Raw genomic sequence first — 11265 nt, forward strand, 5'->3', positions numbered from 1 at the left:
TTATCGATCAGTGAACCCCGGCATTGAGGAACATTCCTCCGTCGACGACCAGAGTTTGGCCGGTGATCCATTCCGCTTGTGCAGAGGTCAGAAATGCCGCAGCTCCACCGATGTCCGCCGGAACCCCCAGGCGGCCGAGCGGATAGGCCGCGGCGGCCTCCGCCTCCCGGCCCTCGTAGAGCGCCTGCGCGAACCTGGTCTTCACCACCGCCGGAGCGATCGCGTTGACCCGGACACCCGGTGCCATCTCGTGCGCGAGCTGCAGGGTGAGGTTGACCATGGCGGCCTTGCTCATCCCGTAGGCGCCGATGAAGGGCGAGGCGGAGACGCCGGCGATCGAGGCGATGTTCACGATCGCGCCGCCGTTGTCCTTCTGCCAGGCGTGCCAGGTGCGCTGGGCGAATCCCAGCGCGGAGATCACGTTGGTCTCGAAGACCTTGCGGGCGACGTTCAGGTCCAGGTCCGCGATCGGACCGAAGACCGGGTTGGTGCCCGCGTTGTTGATCAGGAAGTCGACCCGCCCGAAGGCCTCCATCGTGCGCTCGACGGCGACGGCCTGGTGGCCCTCGTCGTGCGCCTTGCCGGCGACGCCGATCACCCGGTCCGCGCCGAGCCGCTCGACGGCCTCCTTCAGCGCGTCCTCGCTGCGGCCGGTGATGCACACCCGGTCGCCCCGGGCCACCAGCGCCTCGGCGATGCCGTAGCCGATGCCCCGGCTGGCGCCGGTGATCAGCGCGACCCTGCCGCTGTCCGTTCCTTCGTACGCCATGACCGCGTCCCGCCCCTCGTCAGTTGAGCGGGCCGCCGGCCACGTACAGGACCTGGCCGGAGACGAAGCCCGCGGCCTCGCCCGTGAAGAAGGCGATCGCGTTGGCGATGTCGTCCGGGTTGCCGACGCGCTGCACCGGGATCTGGGTGGCCGCGGCGGCCTGGAAGTCCTCGAAGCCCATGCCGACCCGGGCCGCCGTCTGGGCGGTCATCTCCGTGGCGATGAAGCCGGGGGCGACGGCGTTGGCGGTGACGCCGAACTTGCCGAGCTCGATGGCCAGGGTCTTGGTGAAGCCCTGCAACCCCGCCTTGGCGGCGGAGTAGTTGAGCTGGCCGCGGTTGCCGAGGGCCGAGCTGCTGGAGAGGTTGACGATGCGGCCGAACTTGGCGTCCACCATGTGCTTCTGACAGGCCCTCGCCATCAGGAACGCACCGCGCAGGTGCACGTTCATGACGGTGTCCCAGTCGGTGTCGCTCATCTTGAACAGCAGGTTGTCGCGCAGCACACCGGCGTTGTTGACCAGGATGGTCGGGGCGCCCAGCTCGCTCGCGACGCGCTCGACGGCCGCCTCCACCTGCGCCGCGTCCGATACGTCGCAGCCGACCGCGAGGGCCTTGCCGCCGGCGCGGGTGATGGCCTCGACGGTGTCCTTGCAGGCCGCCTCGTCGAGGTCGAGTACGGCGACCGCCCGGCCCTCGGCGGCCAGGCGCACGGCGGTGGCCGCGCCGATGCCCCGGGCCGCCCCGGTCACGACGGCGACGCGCTGCTCGGTGGTGGACATGCTGGATCTCCTCGCCCTTGGAATCCTCTGGGCGGTCGCCCTTGGTGAGCAACCGCTTAGTAGCTTCAGCTGAGGAGACGCTAGGAGCCCCGGCACCCGGTGTCAACGGCGCCGGGCCCGGGGGTCCCGGGGTCGAACGGATCAGCGCACCAACAGGTCGAGCAGCCGTTCCACTTCGGCCCCGGGGTCGGCCGTCAGCCCGGTGTGCACCGGACCCGGCTGCACCACCGTGCTGCGCGGCGCGATCAGCCAGCGGAACCGGCGGCCCGCGTCGTCGCCCGCCGCCTGGCCGGCCTGCTCACCGCCGCTGCACACGCCCTCGACCCCGCGCAGCGCCGCCCGTACGCCGGTCACGTCGGCCTGCGGGTCCAGCGCGAGGAGCTTCGCCTCGTCGAGGTGGGTGCGCGCGGCGACGTACGAGCGCGCCCGACAGTAGACGATCACTCCGGCGTTGAAGCACTCGCCGCGCTCCACCCGGGGCACCACGCGCACCAGCGCGTACTCGAACACGTCCCGCTTGGTCACTCGTTGCCGCTCTTCTGCTTGGTCCTGGTCTTGTGGGGCCACTCGGTGAGGTGATCGGTCAGCCAGCCCGGCGGCTTCTGCGGGGCCTTCACCTGCGGCTCCATGGAGATCCTCTCGTGGATCACGGCCGCGCGCGGCAGCAGGGCCGCCACGTAGGCGCGTCGCACCGCGTCGGGCGAGTCGAAGCCGGGCTCGTCGACCAGCCACTCGTCGGGTACGTCGGCGGCCACCTCGGTCAGCAGCTCCTCGGTGACCAGGGGCGCGAGCTCGGCGGCGGCCGCCACGAAGTCGGGGCCGGCGGGGGCCAGGGCGTGGTCGGAGGCGTTGTAGGGCTTGGCCGCGGCGCTCTGCGCGGTGGGCCAGTTGTGGTGCCAGATCATGGTGGCGCCGTGGTCGATGAGCCACAGGTCGCCGTGCCAGACCAGCATGTTCGGGTTGCGCCAGGACCGGTCGACGTTGTTGACGAGGGCGTCGAACCAGACCACGCGGCCGGCCTCGACCGGGTCGACCTGGTAGGCGAGCGGGTCGAAGCCGAGGGAGCCGGGCAGGTAGTCCATCCCGAGGTTGAGGCCGCCGCTGGCCTTCAGCAGCTCCTGCACCTCCTGGTCGGGCTCGCCGAGCCCGATGACGGGATCGAGCTGCATCTGCACCAGGCGCGGCACCCGCAGGCCCAGCCGCTGGGCCAGACGGCCGCAGATGACCTCGGCGACCAGGGTCTTGCGGCCCTGGCCGGCTCCGGTGAACTTCATGACGTAGGTCCCGAGGTCGTCGGCCTCGACGATCCCGGGAAGCGAGCCGCCCTCACGCAGGGGCGTGACGTAGCGGGTCGCGATCACTTCGGACAGCATCCGCCCAGGTTACGGCGGTCAACGCGGTGGGGCCCACGCATTTGTCAGCGCGGCGGCGGTGGTCAGCTCGGCGACCAGGGAGAGCGAGTTGCGGACCACCTCCGCGGTGTAGGCGGCGGGCACTCCGGCGATGGCGTCGACGGGGACCACGACCCGGTAGCCGAGGTTGACGGCGTCGAAGACGGTGTTCGGGATCGCGATGTTGGAGGAGACGCCGGCGACGACGAGGGTGCGGACGCCGAGGTTGCGCAGCAGGGCGTCCACGTCGGTCCCGGCCAGCGGCGAGAGGCCGTGCAGGCGGCGTACCACCAGGTCCTCCTCGGCGACCCGGATGGGCGGCGCGATCCGGACCGCCCGGCTCCCGGACAGCTGGCGCACCGGGAGCCGGCCCGCGGCCCGGAACAGCCGGGCGTTGGCACTGGCCCCGCGGCCGTCCGGGCGCCGTTCGGCGACGGCGTGCAGCACCTGTACGCCCGCCGCGTGCGCGGCGTCCACCAGCGCGGCAACCCGCTCCAGCATCCCCGAGTCCCGGGCCTCCTCGGCCAGTTCGGGCAGGGCGCTCTCCTCGCCGACGACGCCGTTCTGACACTCGACGGTGAGCAGCGCGGTGGTTGCGGTACCGGGACCGGCACCGGTGGCGGGACCGGCTCCCCCGGCGGGACCGGCTCCCCCGGCGGGATCGGGTCGGGTCATGGCTCCCCCTGGCGTGGCGGCCGACGAGCCCGCATGATTCCTGACACACAGTCAGATGTGAAGGGGTGGGTGTGGTACGGATGGAAGGCATGGAGCGGACGGACGGCGCACGCGCGACCCAGCGGCGGGGCCGCCGGATCATGATGACGGACGAGGAGGTGGACGCCTTCCTGCGCGAGCAGCGCACCTGCCGGGTGGCGACCGTCTCGCCGGACGGTCGCCCGCACGTGGGCGCCCTGTGGTTCGCCTGGGACGGCACCGCGCTGTGGCTGTACTCGCTCACGCGCAGCCGCCGCTGGTCCGACCTGCGCCGGGACCCGCGGATCTCGGTGGTCGTGGACGCGGGCGAGGCGTACGGGGAGCTGCGCGGGGTCGAGCTGTCGGGCCGCGCCGTCTTCGTCGGCGAGGCTCCGCGTACGGGCGGACCGTGCCCGGAGCTGGCGGAGGTGGAGCGGATCTTCCCGGCCAAGAACTTCGGGATCGCGGAGATGCCGCACGACGGGCGGCACGCCTGGATCCGCCTCGCCCCGGACGCGGTGGTCTCCTGGGACTTCCGCAAGCTGTAGGGGCCGCGCGCGGAGCCCGTACGCCGCCTCAGAGCCCCGCAGCGGCCTCGACGAGGGCGTCGACCGCGGCCCGGATCGAGGGCCGCCGGTCGGCGTCGGCCCGCCAGACCACGTAGACGTGCCGGCGGACGGCCTCGGCCACCGGGAGCAGGCGCACGCCCGGGGGCACCGGACCGCGCCCGAGCCGCGGGGTCACGCACACCCCGAGCCCGGCCTCGACGAAGGCCAGCTGGGTGTGGTGCTCCTCGGCGATGTGCCGGATGCGCGGCTCCACCCCGAGACCGCGCAGGGTGTAGACGAGCCACTCGTGGCAGAACTGGCCCTCGTTCCAGGAGATCCACTCGTCGGCGGCGAACTCGCCGAGGGAGATGCGCGACCGGTCGGCCAGCGGGTGGCCGACGGGCACCGCGATGTCGCAGGCGTCGTCCAGGAGGTGGGCGCGGGCGAGTTCGGCCGGCACCGCCATCCGCTTGTTGTGCCAGTCGATGGCCAGGGCCAGGTCGAGGTCGCCGCGCACGACCGCGGCCATGCTCTCCTCCGGCTCCTGCTCGCGCACCAGGGACCGCAGGCCGGGGTGGGCGGCGGCCAGCGCGGTCAGCGTCCCGGGCAGCAGGCCGCGCATCGCCGTGGGGAACGCCCCGATCCGCAGTTCGCCGACGGCCCGGCCGCGCTGCGCCTCGACGTCGGCCTGGGCCACCTCCACCTGGGAGAGGATCCGGGCCGCGTGGTCGGCGAGGAGCCGCCCGGCGTCCGTGAGGCGGACCCCGCGCCCGTTCTTGGCCAGCAGCGGCTGGCCGATCTCGCGCTCCAGCTTGGCCATCTGCTGGGACACCGCGGAGGTGGTGACGTGCAGTCCGTCGGCCGCACCGCTCACGGAGCCGTGGCGGGCGAGGGCGTCCAGGGTGCGCAGGCGCTCCAGGTTCAACATGTAAGCGATGCTACGCCGTCGCCCCAAAATAATCTCGCTTGTCCTACGTAGTTGAGCGGAGCAGAGTAATCCCCATGAGCGCACCCGCCACACCCCGACCCACGCCGTCGCCGGCCGCCGCCCCCGCCTCCCCGCCCGCGCGGCCCGGGTCCGTCCGGTCCGTCCGGTCCGTCCGGTCAGCCCTCCTGGACTGGCGCCTGCGGTTCGCGCTCCTGTCGGTGATCTGGGGCTTCAGCTTCCTCCTGATCAAGGTGGGCACTCAGGGGTACGCCCCGTTCCACGTCGCCCTGGGCCGGGTGTTCTTCGGGGCGCTGGCCCTGCTGGCGGTGCTCCTGGTCCGGCGCGAACCGCTGCCCCGCGGCCGGCGCACCTGGGCCCACCTCACCGTGGCGGCGCTGCTGCTCAACACGCTGCCGTTCTCGCTCTTCTCGTACGCGGAGCTGACGATCCCGTCCGGCCTGGCCGGCATCTGCAACGCCACCTCCCCGCTGTGGGGGATGGTGCTGTCGCTGGTCGCGCTGTCCGAGGACCGCCCGACCCGGCGCCGGGTCGCCGGGCTCGGCCTGGGCTTCCTCGGGGTGCTGACGGTCCTCGGGGCATGGCAGGGCTTCTCCGGCGTCGACGCCGAGGGCACCGCACTGGCCCTGCTGGCCTCGCTCTGCTACCCCATCGGCTGGATCTACGTCCGCCGCACCCTGGCCTCGGTGCCGGGCTCCCCCGTGGCCCTGACGGGCGGGCAGCTGCTCGTCTCCACGCTCCAGCTGCTGCTGGTCAGCTCCCTGTTCACGACCGCGCCGACGGGGCTGCCGCTGTGGCCGACGCTGGCCGTGGTCGCCCTGGGCGCGCTCGGCACGGGCATGGCCCTGCAGATGCAGTACGGCCTGGTGGCGGAGGTCGGCCCGACCACGGCCCAGATGGTCACCTACTTCATCCCGGTCATCGCCACCGCGGCCGGCGTCATGCTGCTGGGCGAGCAGCTCCACTGGAACACGCCGGTGGGCGCGGCGATCGTCCTGGCCGGCGCCGCCCTCACCCAGACCCGCCGCCGCTGAGCCCCCGGCCCGGGACCTGCCCGGACCCGCCCGGTCCGGGCCGGCCTGACCCGGGACCACCCCCGGCGGGCCCGCCGGGCCCGGCCGGTCAGTCGAAGCGGCCGGACGGGGCGGGGCGCACCGCCGCCGCGAGGACCTCGGCGAGGGGGACGACCTCGGCGGCGTCCAGCCCGGACACCGTCACCCGTACGCCAGGCCCCGACTGCACCCGGAACCGACTGCCGGGTGCCACCGCCCAGCCGGCCACCAGCATCCGCGTCACCACCCCCGTCTCGTCGGCGACGGGCACCCACACGTTCATGCCGCTGCGCCCGTACGCCCGTACCCCGTGCTCCGCCAGTGCCGCGACCAGGACGTCCCGCCGCTCCGCGTACGAGCGCGCCACCGCCGCCGGATCCACCAGCCCCGAGGACCACAGGTCCGCCACCGCGTACTGGAGCAGCCGGCTCACCCATCCCGGCCCGAGCCGCTGGCGGCCGCGCACCCGGTCCAGGGTCACCTCGTCGCCGGTCAGCACCGCCAGGCGGAGGTCCGGCCCGTACGCCTTCGCCGTGGACCGCACCAGCGCCCAGTGCCGGGTCACGCCGCCGAGCGGGTGCAGCGGAACGTCGACGATGCCGTGCCCGTGGTCGTCGTCGATCACCAGCACCTCGGGGCGGGCCGCCAGCGCCGCCCGCAGCTCCGCCGCCCGCCGCGCGCTCACGGCCGCACCGGTCGGGTTCTGCGCCCGGGACGTCACCACCACCGCCCGGGCCCCGCGCTGCAGCGCCTGCTCGACGCCCTCTGCAGACGGCCCCTCGTCGTCCACGGCCACCGGTTCCACCCGCAGGCCCAGCGCCGCCACCAGGTCCAGCACGCTCCCCCAGCCCGGGTCCTCCAGGGCGACGGCGTCCCCGGGCCGCAGGTGCGCGGTCAGCACGCGCTCGATCGCGTCCAGCGCGCCCGAGGTCACGGCCAGCGGCCCGGGCGGCACCCCGTCCGCGTCGAACCCGGCGCGGGCCGGCCGCTCCAGTTCCGGCGCGACCGGGTCGTGCCCGTACAGGGTCGGCGCCTGGGCGTGCCGCGCCGCGGCCGCGGCCAGCGCGGCGTCGAGCGGCGGCAGCAGCCGCACGTCCGGGTTGCCGGACGCCACGTCCCGCGTTCCCGGCATGACGGGCCGCAGTTGGTCCCGCGGAGCGGTGGCGGGCCTGCCGCGCACCCGGCTGCCGCGCCGTCCGTCGGTCTCGATGACCCCGCGGTCGCGCAGGGCGCGGTAGGCGGCGGCCACGGTGTTCGGGTTCACCCCCAGCTCGGCGGCGAGCTCCCGCATCGGCGGCAGCAGCGTGCCGGGCGCGAGCGCACCCGACCCCACACCCGACTCCACGCTCGCCGCGATCTCCGATGCGCGGCGCCCTACGATCCGATACTCTCCTAGCACAAAGTCGATTATGCACTAGTGCAATGGAGTTGCGCCATGACCGCCACGACCGAGACCGCAGGGACCACCGGGCCGACAGTGAGAACCGCCGGGCCGGCCGGCGCGTACGAGCCCACTGACCGCACGGTGCCGAGTCGCTCCCGCGAGCGGGCGCGCTACGACCGGGCCACCGTCCACGCGATACTCGACCAGGCCTACGTCTGCCACCTCGGCTTCGTCCGCGACGGCGCCCCGGTGGTCCTGCCGACGCTGTACGCCCGGGTCGGCGAGACCCTGTACGTCCACGGCTCCACCGGCTCGCGCCCGCTGCTGGCCGCGGGTCAGGCCGACCCGGGGCTGCCGGTCTGCCTGACCGTGACGCACGTGGACGGCCTGGTACTGGCGCGGTCGGCGTTCCACCACTCGCTCAACTACCGCTCCGTGATCGTGCACGGCACCGCCCACCAGGTGACCGACGAGGACGAGCGCCGCACCGCCCTGGACGCACTGGTCGACCAGGTCGTGCCCGGCCGTTCGGCCGACTGCCGGCCCGCGAACGCCCGGGAGCTCGCCGCGACCGCCGTGATCCGCCTGGACCTGGCCGAGGTGTCCGCCAAGGTGCGGACCGGGGGCCCGAACGACGACCCCGAGGACCTGGACCTGCCCTACTGGTCGGGCGTGGTCCCCGTCGCACCCGCGCACGGGACCCCCGTCCCGGCCGCGGACCTGGCCCCCGGAACCGCCGCTCCGGACTACCTCGCGGCGCTCTGAGCCGGGGCGGCGGCGGGCCGCTCACCCCTGGTGGGCCCGCCGCTGACGGGCTCGCCACCGGCCGGCTTTCCGCCGGCCGGCCGCCGCGCCTCGGCGGCGATCAGCCCACCCACCGCACCGAGCAGCAGTACGGTGCCCAGCACCACCGCACCGGTCAGCCGCTCCCCGAGCACGAACACGGCGATCACCGCAGCGCTGACCGGCTCGATCAGCATGATCACCGACACGGTCGCGGCCCGGACCGCCGCCGCCCCGGTGAAGTACAGGGCGTACGCGAGCGCCGTCGGCACGGTGGCGACGTACACCAGCAGCCACAGCACCCGCGCCGGCTCCGCGGTGTGCGGCAGCAGCCCCTCCACGGCGGCGAGCGGCAGCAGGCACACCGCACCCACCCCGGCCGACCAGGCGGTGGTGACGAGCGGATCGCCCGCCGCCCCGCGCCGCCCGAGGGAGCGGGCCCGCAGGGTCATGCCGGCGTACCCGGCGGCCGAGGCCAGGGCCCAGCCGACGCCGACCGGCCGGACCTCCCCGGATCCGCCGCCGAGGACGAGCACGACGAGCCCGGCGAGCGCTCCGGCGACGGCGGCCACCCCGCCTGCGCCGAGGCGCTCGCCCATCCGGTACCAGGCCCCGACGGCGATCAGCACGGGCCCGGCGCCGAGGGTGACCACGGTGCCGACGGCGAGGCCGGTCTCCTGCACGGCGGCGAAGTAGGCGGCCTGGAAGAGCGTGAACAGCAGCCCCGTCCCGACGAGCGAGCGAACGGAGGGGCGGGGCACGACCGCCGCGCCGCGCGGCCGGGCCCGGCGCACCCGGCTGCGTACGGCGAGCACGCCGAGCAGCACCGCGAGGCCGCCCGCGCAGCGCCAGAAGGTCAGGGCGAGCGGACCGAGGTCACTGGCCAGGTAGAGCAGGGAAGCGGCAGCGCCTGCGGTGCCCCAGGCGGCGCCGGCGATGACGAGGAACAGCAGACTGCGCCCGGAAGCGGGCGAGTGGTACGACACGTGGTTCTCCGCGCATGCATGAAGGATGAAAGGGACGGCTCATCGCTTCGCGGGCAGCACGGACCTCCCGGGGGCCTCCCGGGCCGGGTCCTGGTTCACATGGCGTGGGCCGCCCGCGCTAGGCGGCGGGAGGCGGAAGCACGGTCGAATGCATGCCCGCCACCCTATGCGCTGGCCGCTTCCCGGTCCACCGGGACCGGTACGAACTCTTCCGCTTCCTCCGCCCGTTCCTCTGCCGATGCCGGCGTCGGCGTCGGCGCCGGCCGGGCGGTCTGGGCGATGAACGCGCCGCCCAGCACCAGAGCGCCACCGATGACCTGCGGCGTCGACAGGTGCTCACCGAGCAGGATCCAGGCGAAGACGGTGGCGACGACGGCCTCCAGAAAGGCCACGACGGCGGCCACCTGCGGCGAGAGGCGGCGCACGGACACGACACCGGTGAGGTACGCGAACACGGTCGCGATCAGCACGACCCAGGCGAGCAGCAGCGGTGCGGGCACCGGCGTGTCCCCCATCAGGGCCTCGCCGCCCAGCACCTGCCAGTCGATCTCCCAGGGGCGGGCGATCGCCGTCATCACGAGCGCGCCGACGAGCATGCCGTACGCGATCACGCCGATCGGGTCGGGAGCGTCGTCGCCGTCGGCCCCCTGGTCGGCGAAGACGAAGTAGAAGGCCTGGCAGCAGGCGGCGCAGAGGCCGAGCAGCACGCCCAGCGCGTCCAGCTTCAGCCCGGCCCACACCTCGACGACGGACGCCAGTCCGACGACGGCCACCGCGGCGCCGGCCGCGGCCGCCCGGGTCACCGGCTTGCGCTGCACGAAGCGGATCCAGCCGAGCAGCAGTGCGGGCCCGAGGTACTCCAGGAGCAGCGCCACACCGACGGGGATCCTGGACAGGGAGGCGAAGTAGAAGGCCTGCACGCCCGCGACGGCGACGATGCCGAAGCCGGCGAGCAGCAGCGGTTTGCGGCGCACCAGGGCCCGGTGCCGCCAGGCCAGCGGGGACAGCACCAGCGCCGCCCCGCCCACCCTGAGCCAGACCATGTGCAGCGGGTCCAGCCCCGCTTCGATCAGCGGCTTGGCCGCCACTCCCGAACCGCCGAACGCGAAAGCGGAAACCAGCGCGAGGCCGAGTCCGGCGTTCCTCCCAGTCGCTTGCATCCGGCCATCATGGCAGGGCATGTCATGAGCGTCACGAGCGTGACACCTGTTGAGACACAGCTGATACCCGCCGTGACCAGCGACTGTAATCTGACGAGTCGTCAGTATTGAATGTTCCGCCCGCCGGGGCTACGTTCCGCCGCACGTACCCGACGAGAGGGGTGGCCGCATGGCAGAAGTGACGGCGGAATCGCGCATCGAGGCGTCCCCCGCACGGCTCTGGGCCCAGCTGACGGACTGGCCGGCGTACGGCCGGTGGAGCATGACGCACACCGACTTCCCGAAGGGCGGGCCCGAGACCCTCGCGGTCGGCGCGACCTTCGCGGAGAACATGAAGATGATGGGCTTCCCGGCCGAGGTCGTCTGGACCGTCTCGGAGCTGGAGGAGGAGCGCGTCTTCGCCATCACCGGCAAGGGCCCGATGGGGGTCGCCGTCCTCACCCGCTACACCCTGGTCCCCGACGGCGGGGCCACCGTCGTCCGGATCGACGGGGAGTTCACCGGCGCGGCCGTCTCCCTGATGGCGGGCAAGCTCAAGGACTCCGCCACCGCCGCCCTGAACGAATCGCTGCGCAGGCTCGCCGGCCTGGTCGCCTGACCCCACCTCCGGAGGACGGCCGCCCCACGCGCGGACGCGGGGGGGGGGGGGGGGGGGGGGGGGGGGGGGGAACAGACGGGCGGGGGGGGGGGGGGGAAGGGGGGGGGGGGGGGGGGGGGGGGGGGGGTCTCGTCCCCCCACCTGGAAAAAGGCTGCCCCTCCCCCTCCCCTCAA

General features: G+C 74.1%; 13 protein-coding genes. 4 read left to right on the forward strand and 9 right to left on the reverse strand.

The window, feature by feature from the left end; all coding sequences use genetic code 11:
- Positions 1-7: 7 nt before the first annotated feature.
- The 5 genes from ACZ4VL_RS35870 to ACZ4VL_RS35890 form a co-directional block, all read right to left on the reverse strand.
- Complete coding sequence (locus ACZ4VL_RS35870) at positions 8-769, reverse strand: SDR family oxidoreductase (RefSeq protein ID WP_468208730.1); 762 nt, start codon at positions 767-769, stop codon at positions 8-10.
- Between the two features lie 19 nt (positions 770-788).
- Complete coding sequence (gene fabG, locus ACZ4VL_RS35875; RefSeq protein WP_468208732.1) at positions 789-1550, reverse strand: 3-oxoacyl-ACP reductase FabG; 762 nt, start codon at positions 1548-1550, stop codon at positions 789-791.
- A gap of 141 nt (positions 1551-1691) precedes the next feature.
- Positions 1692-2075 carry a DUF3037 domain-containing protein gene (locus ACZ4VL_RS35880; RefSeq protein ID WP_468208735.1) on the reverse strand — a complete coding sequence of 128 codons (384 nt, stop codon included), beginning with the start codon at positions 2073-2075 and terminating at the stop codon, positions 1692-1694.
- A complete protein-coding gene (locus tag ACZ4VL_RS35885; RefSeq protein ID WP_468208738.1) occupies positions 2072-2923 on the reverse strand; it encodes a HipA family kinase in 852 nt (283 codons plus the stop codon). Before ACZ4VL_RS35885 ends, ACZ4VL_RS35880 begins: the two co-directional genes overlap by 4 nt.
- Before the next feature lie 18 nt (positions 2924-2941).
- Complete coding sequence (locus ACZ4VL_RS35890; protein ID WP_468208740.1) at positions 2942-3616, reverse strand: isochorismatase family protein; 675 nt, start codon at positions 3614-3616, stop codon at positions 2942-2944.
- Between the two features lie 80 nt (positions 3617-3696).
- On the opposite strand from ACZ4VL_RS35890, the gene ACZ4VL_RS35895 reads away from it, so the two are divergent.
- Positions 3697-4182, forward strand: a complete 486-nt coding sequence (locus tag ACZ4VL_RS35895; RefSeq protein WP_468208771.1) for a pyridoxamine 5'-phosphate oxidase family protein — start codon at positions 3697-3699, stop codon at positions 4180-4182.
- A gap of 28 nt (positions 4183-4210) precedes the next feature.
- On the opposite strand, the gene ACZ4VL_RS35900 is transcribed toward ACZ4VL_RS35895, so the two are convergent.
- Positions 4211-5110, reverse strand: coding sequence for a LysR substrate-binding domain-containing protein (locus tag ACZ4VL_RS35900; protein ID WP_468208743.1), 900 nt, complete (start codon positions 5108-5110; stop codon positions 4211-4213).
- A gap of 74 nt (positions 5111-5184) precedes the next feature.
- Between ACZ4VL_RS35900 and ACZ4VL_RS35905 the strand changes: the two genes are divergently transcribed.
- Positions 5185-6162, forward strand: a complete 978-nt coding sequence (locus ACZ4VL_RS35905) for a DMT family transporter (protein ID WP_468208746.1) — start codon at positions 5185-5187, stop codon at positions 6160-6162.
- 88 nt (positions 6163-6250) lie between these two features.
- Here the strand turns inward: ACZ4VL_RS35905 and ACZ4VL_RS35910 are convergent, their stop codons facing one another.
- Positions 6251-7579 carry an aminotransferase class I/II-fold pyridoxal phosphate-dependent enzyme gene (locus ACZ4VL_RS35910; RefSeq protein WP_468208749.1) on the reverse strand — a complete coding sequence of 443 codons (1329 nt, stop codon included), beginning with the start codon at positions 7577-7579 and terminating at the stop codon, positions 6251-6253.
- Between the two features lie 36 nt (positions 7580-7615).
- On the opposite strand from ACZ4VL_RS35910, the gene ACZ4VL_RS35915 reads away from it, so the two are divergent.
- Positions 7616-8329: a pyridoxamine 5'-phosphate oxidase family protein gene (locus ACZ4VL_RS35915; RefSeq protein WP_468208752.1), complete on the forward strand. Its 714-nt coding sequence runs from the start codon at positions 7616-7618 to the stop codon at positions 8327-8329.
- On the opposite strand, the gene ACZ4VL_RS35920 is transcribed toward ACZ4VL_RS35915, so the two are convergent.
- Positions 8311-9333 carry a DMT family transporter gene (locus ACZ4VL_RS35920; RefSeq protein ID WP_468208755.1) on the reverse strand — a complete coding sequence of 341 codons (1023 nt, stop codon included), beginning with the start codon at positions 9331-9333 and terminating at the stop codon, positions 8311-8313. The two genes, ACZ4VL_RS35915 and ACZ4VL_RS35920, sit on opposite strands and share 19 nt — an antisense overlap.
- A 164-nt stretch (positions 9334-9497) precedes the next feature.
- Positions 9498-10493: an EamA family transporter gene (locus ACZ4VL_RS35925; RefSeq protein WP_468208757.1), complete on the reverse strand. Its 996-nt coding sequence runs from the start codon at positions 10491-10493 to the stop codon at positions 9498-9500.
- 169 nt (positions 10494-10662) lie between these two features.
- On the opposite strand from ACZ4VL_RS35925, the gene ACZ4VL_RS35930 reads away from it, so the two are divergent.
- A complete protein-coding gene (locus ACZ4VL_RS35930) occupies positions 10663-11091 on the forward strand; it encodes a type II toxin-antitoxin system Rv0910 family toxin (RefSeq protein WP_468208759.1) in 429 nt (142 codons plus the stop codon).
- Positions 11092-11265 lie beyond the last annotated feature (174 nt).

The organism is Streptomyces sp. NPDC029014, assembly GCF_055564695.1.